We start from the raw sequence: 18248 nt of genomic DNA, 5'->3' as shown, positions 1-18248 counted from the left end.
ACGTGGTGAGCGGTCGTCGGCCACAGTGTGAACCAGGCGTGAACACCTGCGCGGGCACCGACCGCCGCGCGACCGGTCTGACCTCGCACTGAACCGATCGGCGTGACAGCACGTATTCCCGAGCGGACACACCGCCGGACGCGCGCCGGAAGTGAGGAGACCGCCATCAGCGACCATGACGCCCAACTGCTGCGGGCGCTGCACGACGAGCACGCGGAGGCGCTGTACGCACACGCCCTGCGGCTGGTCAACGGCGACCGGCAGCGGGCCGAGGACCTGGTGCAGGAGACGCTGCTGCGGGCCTGGCGGCACCCCGAGTCCCTCGACCCGCGCCGCGGCTCGGTACGCGCCTGGCTGTTCACCACCGCCCGTAACCTGGCCATCGACGCCTGGCGGCGACGGTCCACCCGGGTCGGTGAGGTCTTCACCGACGAGTTGCCCGAGCCGCCCGAGGTGGTCGACGAGGCGGAGCGCGCGGTGGAGGCGTGGACCGTCGCCGAGGCGCTGAACCGGCTCAGCCCCACCCACCGTGAGGTGCTCGTCGAGTGTTTCTACCAGGGGCGGTCGGTGGCTGAGGCGGCGTCGAGGCTGGGCGTGCCGCCGGGCACCGTGAAGTCGCGCACCCACTACGCCCTGCGCTCACTACGGTTGGTCCTGGCCGAGATGGGGGTGACGGGATGACGCGGTGCGAGTTCGCGCACGACGACGGCGCGTACGTGCTGGGTGCCCTGGCCCCCGCCGAGCGGGCGGCCTACGAGCGGCACCTCGCCGGCTGCGCCTCCTGCCGGGACGCGGTCGCCGAGATCGCCGTCCTACCGGGACTGCTCGGCCGCCTCGACCCGGCGGGTCTGGAGCAGTTCCTGCCGCCGCCGTCCCCGCCCCGGGCGCCCGCGCTGATCGAGGAGGCCCGGGGCCGCCGACGCCGCGAGAGCGCCGCGACCCGTCGGCGGTACGCCCTCACCACGCTCGCCGCCGCCGCGCTCGCACTGGTGGTGGGCGTCGGCACGGCCGCGATCCTGCCCCGGCCGGCCGCCCCGCCGGCCCCCCCGGGGGCGCAGGGCACCCGCCCTGGCTCGCAGGTGTCGATGGTCGCCATGCGGCCGGTGGCCACCGCCGGGCCGGTGCACGCCGAGATCGGGTTGGCCGGCAGCAAGTCGGGCACCGAGGTGACCATGCACTGCGGGTACGACGCGCGGACGAGCTACGGCAAGGCGTACCCGTTCCGGCTGGTGGCGCACGGTCCGAACGGCAGCAGCGAGCAGATCGGCTCCTGGCTGGCGGCCCCCGGCGACGACCTCAGCTTCACAGGCGTCACCCGCTTCACCGACGCCGAGCTGGTGAGCGTGGAACTCCAACGATCCGACGGCACGCCCCTGCTGACGTACGCGGTCCCGTAGCCCTCCCCTCAGGGGGTGGAGACGGGCGCCTCGGTGGCGCGCGTGTGGGTGCGGGCACGGCGGGACTGGTCGACGGCGTCGGCGGTGAAGACGATCAGGGCCAGCCAGACCAGTGCGAAACCGGCGAGGCGGGCCGGCGGCATCGGCTCGTGGAAGATGAGCACGCCGCAGGCGAGCTGGAGGATCGGCGCCAGGTACTGGATCATGCCGAGGCCGGTCAGTGGCAGCCGGTTGGCGGCCCCGGCGAAGAGCAGCAGCGGGATCGCGGTGGCCGCGCCGGCAAGCACCAGCAGCGCGGTGTGCCCGGCCGAGACGTGCCCGAAGGTCAACTCGGCATGCCGGCTCAGCCAGGCGAGATAGCCCAGCGCGGGCAGTGCCAGCACCGCCGACTCGACGAAGAGCCCCTCGGCGGCGGGCAGCCCGAGCCGCTTCTTGATCAGGCCGTAGCCGGCGAAGCTGAACGCCAGGGTCAGTGCCAGCCAGGGCAGCCGGCCGTAGTCGACGGCGAGCACCGCGACGGCCGCCCCGCCGATGCCCAGCGCGATCCACTGCGCCGGGCGCAGCCGTTCGCGCAGCACCGTCACCCCGAGCAGCACCACCACGAGCGGGTTGATGAAGTAGCCGAGCGCCGTCTCCACGACCCGGTCGGAGCTGACCCCGTAGATGTAGGTGCCCCAGTTGACGGCGATCAGCGCGGCGGCGGCGACGATCCCGGCCACCGTCCAGGGCCGGCGCAGCAGCGCCCGCAGGAAGCCGACGTTGCGCAGCGCGCCGAGCAGCAGGGCCACGAAGAGCACCGACCAGACGATCCGGTGGGCCAGGATCTCCAGCGGGCCGGTGGGTCGCAGCAGCTTGAAGTAGAGCGGGAAGAAACCCCAGAGCAGGTACGCGCCGATGCCGTAGAGGTATCCCAGGCGGAGTGGCGTCACGCCTCCACCGTAAGTGGTGAACCTCCGCTTTGCTCCTTTCCGGTGAGCGGGGTCACGGGCGGCCGGCGGTCGAGCTGCATCCACCGCTGGGGAGCGTCCAACGGGGTGAAGCCGACCCGCGCGTACACCTCGTGCGCGTCGTTGGTGGCCAGCAGGATCCGGCGTACGCCCAGCTCGGCAAGGTGGTCGCGGACCGTGCCGGCCAGCCAGCCGCCCAGCCCGAGGCCCCGGGAGGCCCGGTCGACGTACACGTCGCAGAGCCAGGCGAAGGTGGCGCCGTCGGTGACCGCCCGGGCCACCGCCACCTGACGGCCGTCCCCGGGCCGGTAGACGCCGAACGGAAGCGACCCGGCGAACGCCCGCACGACCGTCTCCCGGTCACGCCCCAGCGCCCAGTACGCGTCGGTGGACAGCCAGTGGTGTATCCGGTCCAGGTCGAGCCGGGCGGGGTCGGTGCAGATCAGGTGGCCGTCGGCGCGGGTCAGCGAGAACACGTCTGCGAGGCTAGCGAACCCGACCGGCTCGCCGGCCGGCCAATTCCCGAACTCTGGTCACCGGACCGCCCGGCCCATCGGGGGCCGGGCGGCGCGGGTCGGTAGTGGTCAGTCCCGGTCGAGAACGGCGCCGAGGATCCAGGTCACGATGCTGACGAACAGGGCGCCGAGCACGGCGGCCGGCCAGAAGCCGTCCACCGAGAACGGAAGCCCGGCCTGGTCGGCGATCCAGCTGGTGAGCAGGAACAGCAGCCCGTTCACCACAAGCGCGATGAGCCCCAGGGTGAGCAGGTAGAAGCCGCAGCCGACGGTCTTGATGACCGGTTGGAGCACCGCGTTGACAACGCCGAAGATCACCGCCACCAGGATCAGCGTGGTGACCGTCTGCACGGCCGAGGTCGACTCCAGGTCGATGCCCGGGATGAGCAGTGTGGCCAACCAGAAGGCCAGCGCCGTGGTGGCCAGCCGAATCAGCAACCCCTTCAGAAAACCCATGGCCGGGATCGTGCCACGGACCATTCACCTGCGTAACCCACCGGTTGACCATCCCGGGACGACGCGGCCGGGGTGGACGCCCCACCGGCTCAGCCGCGCGCCGGGTGACCGATCAACTGGGCCTCGATCGGAGTGGGAGAGAGCAGCGCCCACCGCAGGGCTCGGCGGTTCACCACGGCCACCATGTCGTCCCGGATCCGGGTGAGCCAGTCGGCCGACCCACCCAGCCCCAACGCCGCGCCGGCCAGCACGGCCTCGGCCGCGTGCAACGGTTGCAGCACCGCCAGGTCGGCGCGGCTCAACGCGTCCACATCGGCCGAGGTCAGCTCGTCGCGCACCACGAGGGTGGCCCGCCACGCGGGACCAGGCTCGGTCTCGGCCGGCATCGGCCCGGCGTCGACCACCAGCAGCAGCGGCTGGAGCGCGGTGCCCACCGACCCGGCGACCTGTCGACCCGGCGGGAGCAGCGGAATCGTTCCACCCGGCGCGCCCACACCGCGCACGAACGGCTCCCACACCCGCGGTCGCGCCGTCTGCACCACCACGAGCGCGCCCAGGGCCATCGCGCGCAGCGCCACCAACTGCGCGACGCGTACGCCGCCCACCAGCAACACCCGGGTGCTCTCCGGCCGGAACAACCGCACGGTCACCGCACCCCCGTGCCGGTTGGTGCCGACCATCATCCCCGCCTCGCCCAGGGTCAGCTCCCAGTCGTCCAGCGCCACCCTCGGCTGCGCCCCGGCGGTGCCGAGGGCCAGCGGCAGCGTGCCCGCCAGCCCGGTCAGGTGCGCGCCGTCGAGTCTGCGCAGCTCCCCGCCCACGCCACTGACCAGTTTGCCAAGCGCGTCGACGGCCACCGTCAGTTCGGCTGTCGACGCGGCAGCCAGGCGTACGGCCAGCTCGGTGGGTGCCGCGCCGGTGCCGCCGCCCGGCGGCGACCCCACGCAGAGCGACACCGTCGTCGCGGTCGCCGGCAGCGCGAGCAGCCGGGGCACCAGCCGCCGCGCGGCCGGGGCGCCGGTCTGCGGCCAGTGGACCAGCCGGAACGTGGCCTGGACCAGGGCGCCCGAGCGCAGCAGCGGCCACGACTCCCGCACCGGCTGGCCGTCGTGCTGGGCCAGCTCGCCCAGCACGCGCAGTGCCGCCGGTACGCCGAGCGGCCGGGCGGTCAGCGGCCCGAGTCGGCGGACGATCCGGCGTACCGTGCCGGCGAGCGCCCGACGCAGGGCCTCAGGCGTCCACCCGTCCGCCCGCAGCACCCGGACCGCCAGCACCGCCCGCTCGCGCCCGGTGAGTCGGCCGTCGGTGAGCTGCCGGTACGACGTGCCGACGGTGCCACCCGCCGCCGGAACGGGTGCCGGCGTCCCGCTGAGGAGCAGTTGGATGCGCAGCGGCGGGACGTCCGGACCGGGCGTCGGCAGCAGCGCGGACGGGGTGGGGATCGCCCGGGACGCGTCGCCGAGCAGGTCGCCGGGGTCGCCGAGCTCCAGCAGCACCACCATGCCGCCGATGTCCTCCAGCACCGCCGCCGGCCCGCCGGGCAGCTCCGTCGAGTGGACCACGGCGCCGGGGGCGACCAGGTCGAGCAACCCGGTCGGGCCGGTCTGCTCGCCCAGCGCCCGGCGTCGGGTCACATGCCCGGCGGCGGTGCCCAGCCACTCGAAGAGCCACCGGCCACGGACCCGGACGACGGCGGCCGCCACGAGGAGCGCCGCCACCAGCAGCGCGGCGACGGTGACCGGAGCGCCCCGGCCCGACGCCGCGAGGACGACCGCGACGGCTACCTGCCCGGTGACCAGTTGACCCACGCGCAACCCCGCGCCGCGCCTACCGAGAGCGGCCCACCGGTCACGAGGTCCTCGACCGCGTACGCCATCCCGAGCCGCCCCCGGCTCGGCGAGGCCGAGCGCGGTCGGGGCGGCGTTGGGCGCTGCGGTAGCGGTTGCTCCGATGTCGATACCCGGTGCGGTGTCGACGGACGTGATCGCGCCGACGGCGGTGGGAATGCCCGGCCCGGCTGTCGCGGCGCCGGCGGCCGGGGCCGGGCCCCGACCGGGCCGGCTCGCCGGCTGCGGGCCTCCGGTGGTGATCGGCGACACCGCGCCTCCTCGACCAGTGTGGACGTGCCGGGCGGCCGACCGCCCCGGATTGCCCGTCACGCGCCGCGACGTGGCTGCCGCACATCGTAAGCGACCGATGGCCGTCGTGGTTGTCCACAGGGGGAGGTGCGCGGGGTAGCAGAACGGCTACCGGGCCGCTACCGTCAGCCACGAAGTTCATCGCTGACCCGCGTCCACCCTTGCTCGTCGACCGGGCCACGCGATCGGTGCGCTCCCACGGTGGGCGCATCGCCGGCCAGGCACAACCGAGGAGACGAGGTGATGTCCGGGTGTCCCAGACCCAGGCAGAAGCGGCGGTGATGCGGCATACCGCCGCGAAGTTCGAGCAGGTGGACCAGTCGTTGCAATCCATGCTGACCGGCCTGCTGGCCGAGTTGGAGGTGTTGCAGCAGGCCTGGCGCGGCGCCGGTGGGCGGTCGTTCGAGCAGGTCAAGCGGCAGTGGTCACAGGATCAGGCGGCGTTGCACCGAGCCCTGCGGGAGACCGCCGGGGCCATCCGCACCGCCGGCCGACAGTACGACGTCTCGGACGACGAGGCGGCCAGCCGGGTGGCCGGCACCAACCGCGGCGGCATCCAACTGCCGCTCTGACCTGCCAGGAGGGAGTTCCGATGGACAACGGTGTGCTGGTCGTCAACTTCGCCGCGCTGCAACAGGCCGGCGTGGACATTCAACGGGCGCTGAACACGCTCGACTCGCAGCTCGGCCAGCTCGAACGCGACGCCGCGCCGCTGGTGTCGGCCTGGGAGGGCGACGCCCGGCAGGCGTACGAGCAGCGCCAGGCGCGGTGGCGGTCCGCCTCGCAGGACCTGCAGGCGATGCTGCGCGCGATCAAGTTGGCGGTGGACGACTCCGCTGCCGACTATCTGGACACGGAGAAGAAGAACACCGGGCTGTTCCAGTGACGCCGGTGGGCCGGGAGCGCTGACCGTGCCCGCGTCGGCGCCCCGGCCACCCTCCGACGAGGGGTGCTCAGGCGGCGCGGTCGGGTCAGGCCGGCTCGGCCGGTCGCCAACGCCGGCGCGCGCCGCGGGGCAGCACGAGGGCGAGCAACACCACGGCGGCCGCCGTCACGCCGATCACCGCGCCGGCCACCAGAGCTCGGTCCCGGGCGGTCGCGCGGCGGGCCTGGCGGGCGAGCAGCGCCGGATCGGGCCGGTCGTCGACGAGTGCGGCGACCGGCTGCGGGCCGGCCGGCAGGCCGCCGCCGGTCTCGGTGACCGCGCGGTACGGGTTCAGCACGCCGGCGCCGTACCCGCCGCCGTGTCCCGTCCCCGGCGCCGGATCCACGGTGGCGACGATCCGCTCGGCCACCTCGGTGGCAGTCAACTCGGGTCGGTACGCGCGCAGCAGCGCCGCCGTGGCGGCCACGAACGGCACCGCGTAACTGGTGCCCTCGACCTGCTGGTGACCCTGCGCGGGCGCGGCGACCAGCACCGCGCTGCCCGGGGCGACCAGATCGACGTACGAGCCGGTCTGGGAGAAGGCCGCCCGTGCCCCGTCCACCCCGATCGCGCCCACCCCGAGCACCCCGTCGTACGCGGCCGGGAACGGGATCGGGTCGCCGCTGTCGTGCAGGTTACCCACGGCGGCCACCAGCACCACGTCCCGCTCGACGGCGTACCGCACAGCCGAGCGGACCTCCGGGTCGTCGGCGTACAGGACGACGGAGAAGTTGACCACGTCGGCGTCGTGGTCGACGGCCCAGCGGATGGCGCGGGCGAACTCGTCGGCGCTTACCGTGCGCCCCGACTCCCGTCCCTGCACCACCTGCTGCTCACTCACCCGTATCGGCAGGATCCGGGCGGCCGGAGCCAGGCCGTGGAAGGCGACACCGGGCCGGGGCACCGCTGCGATGATGCTCGCCACGCCTGTGCCGTGCCCGGCGCAGTCCCGGCCGCCGTCCCCACCCGGGTCGAGCAGGTCCGCGCCGGCCAGCACCCGTCCGGTCAGCTGGGGGTGCGCCCGGTCGACTCCGGAGTCGACCACCGCGACCGTCACCCCGGCGCCGGTGGTCAGCGGCGCGAGCCGCGCGGGTTCGTACCGCTGCTGGGGCCAGGGGGTGGCCTCGACCGGCCGGGCGGGCGCCAGTGGGGTCGCGCAGGCCGGGGCCATCCGGAGCGCGGCGCTGGCGGCGACGGCCGGCCCGGTCGCGCCGGTCAGCAGGGCGGCGGCCAGACCTGCCAGGACGGGGCGCGCGATCGATCGGGACATCGACAGCCTCCGTATCGTGTCGGCGTCGGAACGGGATGTTATCGCCTCGCCGCCGCCCCGGCGCACCGCCGCCCGCCAGCCGTTGTGATCGTGATACCACCTTGTAGGTTGTACGCGATACCTGTGGCCTGTTCTCGGAAGGAGAGGTGGCCGTGACCGAATGGGAGCCGGCCACGGAGGCCGAGGTGGCGATGTGGGACGCGCTGCGCGCCAACGACCAGGAGCTCTACTTCCGCCTCCTGTCCCGCACCGATCTGCTGTTGCCGGTCTCCGCGCCGGCGCCGTCCGGGCAGGCGTCCGCCGGCTGGGGCACCTGGACCACCGGTGGCCGGACTCACGTGCTGGCCTTCACCTCCGCCGCGGCGCTGCGGGCCTGCCTCGGTGAGCACGCCGGCACCAATCGCCGTGTCCCGTTCACCGACCTCGCTCTCGGCTGGCCCAATCACGAGTGGTGGCTCGCGGTCAACCCCGGGTTGCCCGTCGAGGGCTACCTGCCCGCCTGGTTCGTCTCCCAGCTCTCCCGTGGTGACGTCCGGCTGCCGGGCCGCGCCATGGGCGCCCGCGCCCGGCTGGAGCGGGCCGAGACGCTGGCCCGGTCGAGAGCCGGTACGACCGGCCGGGACGCCCCACCCACCACCGGGTTCGTGCCGCCCCCACCGCCCGTGTCGGATTCGACACCGCCGGGACGACCCGCGCCGAGGACCGCGGTGCCACCGGTGGGTGTGCCCCCGGCCTCGGGCATCCCCACCCGGGCCTCCGGCCTGGGTGATCTGTCCCGCCGGCCCGGCTCGGAGGACCTGCCCGCCGCCGGTCAGCGGCAGCCGAGCGCCCCGCCCCGACCGGCTCGCCCCGGCGTCGTTCCGGGCTCGGGCCGCACCGGCGCATCCCGGTACGTGCCGCTGGCCTCCACCGACCGCGCCCAGGTCGCGCCTGCCGACCAGCCCGACCCCAACGCCGGCCGGCCGTCTGCGAGCCGCCCGGCGGGCGACGGTGACGTGCCTGCCGGTGACGGCAGCACCCAGGGTGGCCGACGTTCATTCTTCGAACCGACGTCCGGTCGGGCGTCCGGTCCGGTCTCCGGCGACGGTCGGCCGGGCGACCGCGCAGTGCCGCCGTCCCGATTCGGGCGGGGCAGTCAGCCCTTCCCGCGCCGCCGTCCCGCGGACGCGCCGGGTGGTGACAGCGCGACGGCGGCCTTCCCGATGCCGGCACCGGACGCCACCCCACCGCTGCGGCCCTCGGCCGGCGACCTGGGCGCGTCCCGGGTCGTACGAGCGCCGGCGACCGACTACGAGGCCACACAACCTCTGCCGCCGCGACGGCCCAGCCCGTTGGCCGAGGAACCCACCCATGCGTTCCGGGTGCCCGGCCCAGCGGGGGAGGAGCCGTCGCCGACCCGCATGCGAGGTCCCGTTTCCTCGGCGGACGAGACCCAGGCGATCCCGCGGGGCCGGCCCGCTGAGCGGCAGCGCTTCGAGCCGGTGGAGGAGCTGTCCCCGTCGGTTGCGGAGCCGGTCTCCGGCCCACCCGCCCCGCGGCGCGGCTTCACGCCCATCGTCATTGAGGGCACCATCATCGAGTCCCGGGATCTCGTCGACCCGACCGAGGTCGGCCCGGCGTTCGACGAGCCACGGCGACCCGGCCCGACCACCACCGCCCCACCGGCGGCGGCCCCGCCCGTGCCCGGCCCGTCGCCGTTCGGCCCGTCTACGTTCGACCCGCCGGTGCCCGGCCCGTCTACGTTCGACCCGCCGGTGCCCGGCCCGTCTACGTTCGACCCGCCCGTGCCCGGCTCGTCCGCGCCCGCCCCGGCTATGTCCGACCCGTCCGGCGGTGGTCTGGGCGGCGGCCCGGCCGGCCTGGACGGCAGTGGGACGTCGCTCCGCTCCCCGGGAGGCCATGCGCCGGAGGCGGCACACACCGACAACGCCTCCACCGGGGAACCCGCGGCAGCGGACGGCCAACGGGCGATGGTCGACGAGCCGGCGTCGGTGCCGTTCGAGCCGGCCAACACCGTCGAGGAGGACCTGCTCGGCGCGGCCGGTGCCGGCAGCACCGACACGTTCCTGTCCACCCTGCTGCTGGCCCGGGTCCTGCTTCCGGCGGCGACGGACTCGGTGCGCGGCAGCCGTCCCGGCGACCCGGGCTTCGTCTGGCAGACCGCGCAGCTCGACGGCGAGACGTACGTGGTGGTCTACACGTCGCCGGAGCGCCTCGCCGACCACGTCGAGGGTGACGTCGACACGGTCCGGGTGAAGTTCGCCCAGCTGATCCGGCGGTGGCCCGATGAGGACTGGTCGTTCGCCGTCAACCCGGGCACGCCTGTCGGCGCGAAGCTGCCCGGCGACCAGATCGTCGCGTTGGCCAACTGGGCCGCCGAGGTGGGGCTCGGCGACGACCTGGAGGTCGACCCGCAGGAACCGGCGGTCGAGGCGGAACCCGCGGCCCGCATCCGGTACGCCCCGGCGGCGGTCGATCCGGCCCGACCGACGGTGATGCAGAAGGCGATAGCACCCAGTCAGCTCGCGTACTACCTGGAGCGGGGGTACGACCGGGTCTCCGGTTTCGTGCACCGGGCCGGCGAGTTGGCACACCTGACCACGCCGGCCGAGCTGCACAACGCGCTGGGTCTCAGCTACCCGGGTTCGCCGTTCGTGCGGGACGCCGAGGAGATCTACGTGCTGCGCTGGCCGGCGCACCGACCCAGCCTCTACCGCATTCCGTACGGCGGCCAGAACGAGCCGGCGATGCGGGCCATGGAGGGCTGGGTCATCGAGCGCCCCCCGTTTCGAGGTAACGGCTTCGCCCCGGGCGAGAGCAGTGACGTGGTGGCCGAGTTCAAGGTGGACAGCGCCCGCCTCCCGCACGGCGCGCAGCTCCTGCGCATCGGCGGGGACGCCACCGAGCGGGTGGTCGCGGTGCTCGACACCGACGCGGTGGTCTGGCGACGGGTCGGGGAGGCGTGATGCGCGACGGCTACGTGGCGCGTTGGCAGGGCCGCGAGTACCAGGCGAGCCCGGACGGCGACGACATCCGGCTCTACCAGCCTGAGCCGGGTGAGGGCTTCGAGGAGGTCCGCCCCGGCCGGTACGTGCGGGTGCTGCCGGCGAGCGAGATCGAGGACCTGGCGTACGTGCGGACCACCTGCACGTGGCAGGGACAGCCGTTCATCGTGCTCGGGAAGCACGACGCCTGGCTGCGCGTGGAGTACACGGGCGGGCGCTGGCCGGTGGCCGAGGCAATGCGGCTGGAGGTCTTCGACTTCGGCGTCTACCAGGGCTGGGCGCCGGCCGCCGAGGTCACCGACCTGCGGGAGCAGCGGGTCTGACGGGTCAGGACTTGGCCCAGCGCAGAATCTCGCCGAGCACCAGCTCGGGGGCTTCCAGATGGGGGAAGTGCCCCACCCCGTCGAGCAGGCGCCACTCGTACGGCGCCACGACGTACCGGCCGGACCCCAGGGCGGTCCGTGGCAGGGCGGCGACGTCCTGTGCGCCGTGCAGTTGCAGAGTCGGGGTGACCAGCGGCTTCTGCATGAGGCGGACGAACCGGTAGCCGTGCAGCCGCAGCACCGAACGGAAGGCCCAGCGGTAGCCCTCCAACGCGCAGAAGGCGGCCTGCGGGACGCGCATGGCCTCCCGGCAGCGTTCGGCGTACGCCTCGAAGCCCGGGCTGTCCGCCCAGCGTGGCCCGGCCCAGCGGCGCAGGATCTCTCCGACGGCCGCCCCGCCGTCCCTCGTGAGCACGTGCTCGTAGCGGGGGAGCTGGAACTTCAACGCCGGGGTGGAGGCGGCGAACTGCCCGCGCGGGTCGGCGAAGATGGCGGCGCGTAGGCGCAGCGGGTGGGGTGCTCCGAGCACCACCAGCCGGCGGACCAGGGCGGGGTGGAACGACGCGACAGTCCAGGCCACCATGCCGCCGACGCCGCTGCCGACGAGCGTCGCCGACCGTTCACCGAGGGCCCGGATCAGCCCGGCGATGTCGGCCGCGAGGGTGTAGCCGTCGTACCCTCGGGGTGGTTTGTCGCTGGCGCCGTAACCGCGCAGGTCCACGGCGACCGCGCGGAAGCCGGCGTCGGCGACCGCCGGGAGCATCTGGTGCCAGGCCCACCAGTGCTCGGGGAAGCCGTGCAGGAAGAGCACCATCGGCCCGGTGCCGGCCTCGACCACGTGGAACCGGGTGCCGTTGGCGCCGACGAAACGGTGCGTCCACGGCCCCTCGGTGAGGACGCAGGACTCGTCGACGACTCCGCCGCGCTGGTCGGTCATGGCAGACAGCCTAGGACCTCGCCGACGAGCAGCCATTTCGCCGGCCCGTCTTGGGGCGGGAGTGCCGGGCTGCGGTCAACCGACCGCCCTGATCGAGACGATCCTGACCGGAGTGCCCGACCCGCAGTCGATGTCAGGAACGGCGGTGTCGACGGTCAACCGGACCGTCGTGCCGACGGCGAAGGAGCCCATTCCCGGCCCGTACAGGGCGTACTGCCGGCCCTCGTCGCTGACCAGGCCGTAGCAGGGCCCGTCACCGCCCCGACTGATCCGGCCGGCCAGCACGATCGCCTTGCGCGCGTCGGTCGGGTTGCGTGGCGGCCCGGTCGACGGGCGCAGCGTGGGCAGTGGGATCTGGCTACGTGACGGCCTGTCGGAGGGGGACGACCCCGTCGGATCGGTGCGACTGCTCGGCGTCGCGGCCGGGGACGGTGTGCCGATCGAGGGTGTGCCGGACGGGGTCTGCTCGGTGGGCACTGCGTCTCCTCGGTTCTCGGCACCGGTGCAGCCGCTGAGCGCCAGCAGGGCGGCCAGACCGGCGCCGGTCAGGGTGGTGCGGGTTCGCGGGTGCACGGGTGATCGGACGTGCTGGGCTGCGTCGGGGTTCCCGGAACGGGCGATGCCCGGGCAGGTGACCTGCCCGGGCATCGCCGTGGTGCGGGTGTCGCCTGATCCGAGGATCAGAAGAAGCGGACGTTCGTGTAGATGCCGTCCTGCGACAGAACCTTGATCTTCCGGCCGGTGGCCGGGAGCTTGACGCCGTGGTTCGGCAGCTCCGCGTACCAGTACTGCTGGGTGTCGTCGAACAGCGGCTGCGCGGCCTGGCCCCGGACGTACTGGGCCTGGCTGTTGATGTGCAGCGTGAACGAGTCGGCCTTCTTGAGGCCGAACGGCGCGTCGTAGACCTGGACGCGGGCCCGCCAGGGGGCACCGGTCAGGTTGTAGAGCGGCCGCGGGTGCGCGTCGATGTACAGGTTCCGGCCCTCACCCGGGTGACCACCCGGGTTGAGCTCCGGGTCGTACGGCATGGTGTTGTTGTCGGCGAACCGGAGGTTCCAGTACGAGATCAGCAGACCCTCCTGGTACGCGTAGTGGTCCACGTAGTCCGGGCGGGTGTTCGCGTAGCCGAAGTAGTACGGGCCGGTCTTGAGGTACTTGTCGTACGAGGTGTACGACCGGGTGCCGGCGATGTAGTAGTTGGCGAACATGCGGGTGTAGGTGGCCGAGGCGATCTCGAACTTCCCGGCGAAGGTCCAGCCGTTGGCACCGTTCTCGGCGCCGTCGGTGAACACGGTCTGACCGTCGGCGGTCACGGTGATCGCGTCACCGTAGAAGCCGCCCCGGGACAGGCCGCCGTCGGTCTGGTAGCGCAGTCGGAACTGCACGACCTTGCCCGCCGCCACGTTCATCGGGATGTTGACGTCGACCCACTTGCCGGCGCTGGAGCCGTCCAGGGCGAAACGTCCGGGTGAGATCTCCTTCAGCGGCCTGCCGTTGACGGTGCCGGGCAGGGTCGCCCACGTCTTGCCGTCGTCCAACGACGCCTCGAAGAACAGGTAGTCGAACCCGGTCTCGATGTTGTAGCGGCCCTTCATGGTCAGGGCGGCCGACGACTTGCCGGTGAGGTCCAGGGTCCGGGTCATCGTGCTGTTGAGGTTGTCCTCGTTGCCCGTGAAGAACTGCTTGCTGCCCTCGAACGGCGCGCCGTTGGAGAAGGTGTACTCACGCGGCGGGAGGTCGACCACTGCGGCCTGTGCCTCCGGCGAGTTGTACTCCTGCGGGCCGAGCTTCACGGTGCGCTTCTCGTTCGGCCCGATCGTGTCGTGGTCGAGCCAGCCGAGCTGGAGCTTGTTCCACGCGCCGAGGTCGCCACCGCGGTCACCGATGGCCGGGTCGTTCTTGGCACCCAGCCGGCTCTGGGCCATCAGGGTCCAGTGCTCGTTGTTGTTGTCGCCGCTTGCGCCCACGTTGTAGTCGTCCGGGAGACCGAGGTCGTGGCCGTACTCGTGGTAGAAGACGCTCCGGCCACCGTTCTCCGGCTGGATCGTGTAGTCACCGATCCAGACGCCGGTGTTGCCGATCTCAGTGCCACCACCGGGGAAGGTGTCCGGGCCGGTGTTGCCCTGGTCCGAGGCGTACGCGTACCAGCGGTGGCTCCAGATGGCGTCCTCACCCTGGATCGGGTCACCGTCGGCCTGGTCGCCGCCGGAGTGGACGATCTGGAAGTGGTCGATGTAGCCGTCCGACTCGTTGAAGTCGCCGTCGCCGTCGTAGTCGTACCTGTCGTACTCGTCCATCGACTTGACGTCGGCGGCGATCTGCGCGTCGGTGCGGCCGGCGGCCTTCTGGTCGACGACCCACTGGTTGGCGGCGTCGCGGACCAGGGCCCAGGTGTTGTCGCAGACGTTGCTGTCGCAGACGGCGGGGTCGTTGGCCGGGTTCGGGGAGTCGTCCGCGATCGGGTCGTCGGACCGGCCGTAACGGGCCTCGTTGTACTTGACCTTGACCCAGTCGGTGACCTCGCCCTGGACGCTGTAGCGACCCGAGGACTGGGCCTCGTAGTACTGCTTCAGCGACTCGTCACCGGGGTTGGTGCCGAAGTAGAGCTGCCGGTAGTGGTCGGCGTTGAAGTCCGGCTGCCAGACGGTGGAGTTGTCCACCGCCCGGTTGGGCGCCGGAATCGCGTTGTGCAGCGGCCCGTCGAACTTGGTCGGCCCCGCGGTGTTGGGGTCGATGCTCTTGTCCGGGTAGTCCGGGTGCCGCTCGTTGCCGAACTCGGCGAGGATCACGAAGATCTTGTCGGTCCGCTCGCGGGAGAGTTCGACGTACTGGTCCTCGGTCTGGGCCGTGCCCGCCCCGGTGGTGCGGGCGCTGGCCCCGTCGGACTGGGTCTTGCCGACCTTGACGACGGTGCTGCCGTTGATCTTCTGTGCCTTGGACTTGCCGGACAGGACCTTGCTCAGGCCCTCCTGGCGCAGCGATCGCCGCTTGTCCTCCAGCGGGTTCGGCAGGTCGTGGTCGGCAAGGGCGGGCTCGGCGACCGACGGAGCGGCCGTCGGCAACTTCGGCTGCGGCGCGGCACTGGCGGACGGTCCGAACGCCAGCCCCGTCGCCGTCAGTGAGAGCCCGAGCAGACCCACTGCGACTTTGCGCACGTGGTACCTCCGGTGTGAGGGAACCGGCCCAACGGGGGTGAGGCCGGCGATAGATCGATCCCACTAGTGGGACCAATGGTGAACATAGACACTGCTGGGACGGGTGGGAAGATGTGCGCGTCGATTTGTTGCAAGATTTTGTTGGGAATGCTTTCCACCGTCACACCCCCGCGCTTCATCAGCACACGAGCCGGTGCGGTCGGGGCCAGCTCCCCGAACAACCACGTATTTCGATCAATAAGATCGGTTGTACGACAGTGGGGCCGGTGGCGTTCCCGCCACCGGCCCCACCGTCAGGTCCTGATCAGTAAAAGCGTTACTTCTTCGCCGGCGTCACGAAGATCGTGGCGGACGAGTTGTCCCGCGCGGCCTTCTTGATGGTCAGCGAGACGCCGTAGTTCACGCCCGCGTCGCCGGGGTTACCGGTGCCGAGAACGATCGCGCCACCGCCAAGCGTCACGCCGTAGAACTCCGGCGCCGGGCTGCCATCCGGGTGGGTGACCCGGGTGGTGTACGGCGCGTTGCCCCGCGACGGCAGCACCACGGAGGCGTCGTTGTCCCGCGCGTACGGAGCACCGTCACGCATCTCGATGCCCGGGTACCAGCCCTTGGCGTCGGTGAAGGACTTCACCGGCGCCTGCGCCTTGAACTTCGTGCAGTACGCGCTGTACGGCTCGCCCTCGGCCTCCAGGCACTCCGTGAAGGGGTACGTCTTCTGGAGGGTGAACGCCGCGTTTGCCGACTGCGGACGGCTGGGCAGGTTGTCCGTCACCGACGGGTCCTTCTCCGCCGCCTTGCCGGTACGCCGGAGCGGGTCGAAGTGCGAGTCCACGATGAGCAGCCCGCCCTTCGCGCCGTAGCTGGGCAGCGAGGTCATCTGCGCGGTGACGTGGTTGACGTCGCCGAGCGCGGAGTCCCGGTACCACACCAGCATGCCCGGAGCGTTGTACGACAGCCGGTCGACCTTCCAAGCCTCGTGGGAGTAGATGGTGTCGTAGGCGTACTTCAGGCCCTTGTCGAAGCCGTCGAAGTTGCGCCACTCGGCCAGGTAGAACTGCGCGTGCACCTCGGTGCCGCTGGAGACCTTCCAGCCCCCGCCGGTGGTGTCGACGAAGGTGCCGCCGGTGGCCGTCCAGCCGTTGGCGCCGCCCTCCACGTCGTCACTCCAGGTGGTCGCGCCGCCGCCGGCGACCGAGAAGTCGTCGGCGAACCAGTTGCGCTCCTCGAACGCCTCGTCGGTGGCCTGGCGCAGTCGCAGCTGCACCGTCTTGCCCGCGTACGCCGACAGGTCGACGTAGTCGTGCCGCCAGCCGTCGGTGCTGCCGGTCAGGCCGTACTTCTTGCCGCCGAAGTCGTTCATCCGGCCGTTCGGGTCCTGGTAGTCGTCAGGGGTGGTGACCACGGCGCCGCCCTCGGCGTACACCTTCTGCTCGGTCCAGGTCGTCCCGCCGTCCGTCGAGAGCTCGACGAAGCCGTAGTCCCAGTCCTCCTCGATGATGTAGTTGTTCCACATCCAGAACTTGGCGTCCGCGGCGTTGGGCACCTCGACCGAGCGGCTGAGCTTGACGTCTGCCCACTCCTGGTCGTTGTTGCTGTGCCACATCTTCGTGCCGCTGTGCGGCGTGGCCAGGACCGTCACCTTGTCCGGCAGGTCGACCTTGATGCCGTCCTCGGAGTCGATGGGCGTCCGCGACGTCTGCCCGAGCTTCACCTCACGCGGGTTGGAGCCGGGGCGGATGGTCAGCGGGTCGGCCCAGCCGAGCACCCACTTGTCCCAGATGCCCATGTGCGTCGGCAGCGCCTGGAAGACCTCACCCGAGTGCGAGCCCGAGGCCATCAGGTCCCAGAAGTCGATGTCGGAGTCGGCGTTGCCGGACGTGTCGTAGAGGTCCGGCAGACCGAGGTCGTGGCCGAACTCGTGGGCGAAGACGCCGACGCCGGCGTCCTCGGGCTGCACGATGTAGTTCGACACCTTGAGGTTGGTGCCCGGGATGCTGTAGCCGCCGGCCACCGTCGAGGAGTGCGCCCAGACGGCGTACACGCCCTGGTCGCCGCCGCCACGCGACTTGCCCTGGCCGGCGTGCACCAGCACGAGGTGGTCGATCACACCGTCCGGCTCGAAGAGGTTGCCGTCACCGTCGCGGTCGGCCTGGTCCTCCTTGTCGTAGTCGGCCCACGGGAAGCTCGGGTCCTTGGCGGCGAGCGCGTCGATCGCGTCGGTCGCCAGGCGGCCCGCGCCGGCCGGGTTGTCCGGGTGACCGTTCATCGACTGCTCACGGCCGGGAACCCAGTTGCCGTTCTCGTCCTTCGTGCAGCGGTTGGCGGCGTACCAGCCCTCCGAGTGCGGCACGCTGATCCACGGGCTGGCCTGCCCGTCCACCGTGTACGCGTTCTTGGACATCTCCAGGTACATGTTGTGCATGGTGCGCCCGGAGATGTCGATGCCCTTCTTACCGTCCGGGCCCTTCAGGTCCTTGCGAATCCGCTCGGTGATGCCCTTCTTGGTGTACAGCATCTTGTCGTAGTGCTGCGGCGAGAAGTCCGGCACCCACATCGAGTTGTTGTCCTCGTAACCCAGCGTCGCCGGGTTCGCGATGGTGTTGTGCTTCGGGCCGTTCTGCACGGTGCCCGGCACGCAGGTGCGGTCCTCGAACACCGTCTTCGGGACCATCACCCCGGTGAAGTCGTCGTTCGCCTGGTCGTTGAACTCCACAAGCAGCGTCAGCAGCTTCGCCGTCTGCGTGGTCGGCGCCTGCTTGATCTTGCGGGGGTTCTTGCCCGTCTGGATCGACTTGGCCTCGATCTTGGCCAGCTGCCGGGCGGCGACCGGGTTGCCCCGCGCGTGCTTCTGGTCGAACGCGCGCGCGTCATCCACGGCGGGGGCGTAGACGCCACCCTTGCCCTTGACCTCGCGGCCGGTGGTGTCCGTCTGCACCTCGGGCTCGGCGTAGTTGATGTAGTACTCGTCGGCCCCGATCACCGCCCGGGGGGTGGTGGACGGCTGCGCCGACGCACTGCCACTCACGGTCAGTGAGGTGGCCGCGAGGGCGATGACGGGCAGCGCGACGAGTAGTCGTCGACGCGACCCCGGATGGGAGTTTCTGTTCATGCCGCTCCGTTTCTCGGGCATGGGCGGAGGAAGCCGACCGACTCCGGGCGCGCGGAGACGCATCGAGGCCA

General features: G+C 72.1%; 15 protein-coding genes. 6 read left to right on the top strand and 9 right to left on the bottom strand.

Annotation, left to right across the window (positions count from 1 at the left end; translation table 11 throughout):
• Positions 1-165: 165 nt before the first annotated feature.
• Entirely contained in the window at positions 166-681 is a 516-nt protein-coding gene (locus ACGFIE_RS02625; RefSeq protein WP_266249813.1) for a sigma-70 family RNA polymerase sigma factor, read from the top strand.
• On the top strand, positions 678-1397 hold the full coding sequence (locus tag ACGFIE_RS02620; protein ID WP_393290287.1) for an anti-sigma factor family protein: 720 nt from the start codon (positions 678-680) through the stop codon (positions 1395-1397). The genes ACGFIE_RS02625 and ACGFIE_RS02620 overlap by 4 nt, the downstream gene beginning before the upstream one ends.
• An 8-nt stretch (positions 1398-1405) precedes the next feature.
• Here ACGFIE_RS02620 and rarD read toward each other — a convergent pair whose 3' ends face one another.
• The 4 genes from rarD to eccE form a co-directional block, all read right to left on the bottom strand.
• Positions 1406-2326 (bottom strand): EamA family transporter RarD, encoded by a 921-nt coding sequence (gene rarD / locus ACGFIE_RS02615; protein WP_393290285.1) that lies wholly within the window; start codon positions 2324-2326, stop codon positions 1406-1408.
• Entirely contained in the window at positions 2323-2820 is a 498-nt protein-coding gene (locus ACGFIE_RS02610) for a GNAT family N-acetyltransferase (RefSeq protein WP_393290283.1), read from the bottom strand. Before ACGFIE_RS02610 ends, rarD begins: the two co-directional genes overlap by 4 nt.
• Positions 2821-2928: 108 nt before the next feature.
• Positions 2929-3315, bottom strand: coding sequence for a phage holin family protein (locus ACGFIE_RS02605; protein ID WP_007454618.1), 387 nt, complete (start codon positions 3313-3315; stop codon positions 2929-2931).
• 89 nt (positions 3316-3404) lie between these two features.
• Positions 3405-5300 carry a type VII secretion protein EccE gene (eccE, locus tag ACGFIE_RS02600; RefSeq protein WP_393291254.1) on the bottom strand — a complete coding sequence of 632 codons (1896 nt, stop codon included), beginning with the start codon at positions 5298-5300 and terminating at the stop codon, positions 3405-3407.
• A gap of 404 nt (positions 5301-5704) precedes the next feature.
• On the opposite strand from eccE, the gene ACGFIE_RS02595 reads away from it, so the two are divergent.
• Positions 5705-6025 (top strand): WXG100 family type VII secretion target, encoded by a 321-nt coding sequence (locus ACGFIE_RS02595; protein ID WP_007454622.1) that lies wholly within the window; start codon positions 5705-5707, stop codon positions 6023-6025.
• 20 nt (positions 6026-6045) lie between these two features.
• Positions 6046-6339 (top strand): WXG100 family type VII secretion target, encoded by a 294-nt coding sequence (locus ACGFIE_RS02590; protein ID WP_363687884.1) that lies wholly within the window; start codon positions 6046-6048, stop codon positions 6337-6339.
• An 85-nt stretch (positions 6340-6424) separates the two neighbouring features.
• Here the strand turns inward: ACGFIE_RS02590 and mycP are convergent, their stop codons facing one another.
• Positions 6425-7648: a type VII secretion-associated serine protease mycosin gene (gene mycP, locus ACGFIE_RS02585; RefSeq protein WP_393290281.1), complete on the bottom strand. Its 1224-nt coding sequence runs from the start codon at positions 7646-7648 to the stop codon at positions 6425-6427.
• Between the two features lie 152 nt (positions 7649-7800).
• On the opposite strand from mycP, the gene ACGFIE_RS02580 reads away from it, so the two are divergent.
• Both ACGFIE_RS02580 and ACGFIE_RS02575 read left to right on the top strand, forming a co-directional pair.
• The gene (locus tag ACGFIE_RS02580) at positions 7801-10614 is read left to right on the top strand and encodes an SseB family protein (protein WP_393290279.1); all 2814 of its coding nucleotides are present in this window, start codon (positions 7801-7803) and stop codon (positions 10612-10614) included.
• Positions 10611-10976 carry a hypothetical protein gene (locus ACGFIE_RS02575; RefSeq protein WP_344360983.1) on the top strand — a complete coding sequence of 122 codons (366 nt, stop codon included), beginning with the start codon at positions 10611-10613 and terminating at the stop codon, positions 10974-10976. Before ACGFIE_RS02580 ends, ACGFIE_RS02575 begins: the two co-directional genes overlap by 4 nt.
• A 4-nt stretch (positions 10977-10980) precedes the next feature.
• On the opposite strand, the gene ACGFIE_RS02570 is transcribed toward ACGFIE_RS02575, so the two are convergent.
• From ACGFIE_RS02570 to ACGFIE_RS02555, 4 genes are all read right to left on the bottom strand, one after another.
• On the bottom strand, positions 10981-11913 hold the full coding sequence (locus tag ACGFIE_RS02570) for an alpha/beta fold hydrolase (protein ID WP_393290276.1): 933 nt from the start codon (positions 11911-11913) through the stop codon (positions 10981-10983).
• A 75-nt stretch (positions 11914-11988) separates the two neighbouring features.
• Entirely contained in the window at positions 11989-12486 is a 498-nt protein-coding gene (locus ACGFIE_RS02565; protein ID WP_393290274.1) for a hypothetical protein, read from the bottom strand.
• Between the two features lie 107 nt (positions 12487-12593).
• Positions 12594-15053 carry an immune inhibitor A domain-containing protein gene (locus tag ACGFIE_RS02560; RefSeq protein ID WP_393291251.1) on the bottom strand — a complete coding sequence of 820 codons (2460 nt, stop codon included), beginning with the start codon at positions 15051-15053 and terminating at the stop codon, positions 12594-12596.
• A gap of 331 nt (positions 15054-15384) precedes the next feature.
• The gene (locus ACGFIE_RS02555; protein WP_393290272.1) at positions 15385-18177 is read right to left on the bottom strand and encodes an immune inhibitor A domain-containing protein; all 2793 of its coding nucleotides are present in this window, start codon (positions 18175-18177) and stop codon (positions 15385-15387) included.
• Positions 18178-18248 lie beyond the last annotated feature (71 nt).

The sequence above is a fragment of the Micromonospora sp. NPDC049275 genome (assembly GCF_043197115.1).
Lineage (GTDB): Bacteria > Actinomycetota > Actinomycetes > Mycobacteriales > Micromonosporaceae > Micromonospora.
Note: the sequence above shows the minus strand (reverse complement) of the source record. Positions and strands in the feature narration are given on the sequence as shown.

Excerpts from the sequence above, each read along its gene's own strand:
- ACGFIE_RS02620 (WP_393290287.1), top strand. The coding sequence starts at position 678 with ATGACGCGGTGCGAGTTCGCGCACGACGACGGCGCGTACGTGCTGGGT.
- ACGFIE_RS02605 (WP_007454618.1), bottom strand. The coding sequence starts at position 3,315 with ATGGGTTTTCTGAAGGGGTTGCTGATTCGGCTGGCCACCACGGCGCTG.
- ACGFIE_RS02590 (WP_363687884.1), top strand. The coding sequence starts at position 6,046 with ATGGACAACGGTGTGCTGGTCGTCAACTTCGCCGCGCTGCAACAGGCC.
- mycP (WP_393290281.1), bottom strand. The coding sequence starts at position 7,648 with ATGTCCCGATCGATCGCGCGCCCCGTCCTGGCAGGTCTGGCCGCCGCC.
- ACGFIE_RS02570 (WP_393290276.1), bottom strand. The coding sequence starts at position 11,913 with ATGACCGACCAGCGCGGCGGAGTCGTCGACGAGTCCTGCGTCCTCACC.
- ACGFIE_RS02555 (WP_393290272.1), bottom strand. The coding sequence starts at position 18,177 with ATGAACAGAAACTCCCATCCGGGGTCGCGTCGACGACTACTCGTCGCG.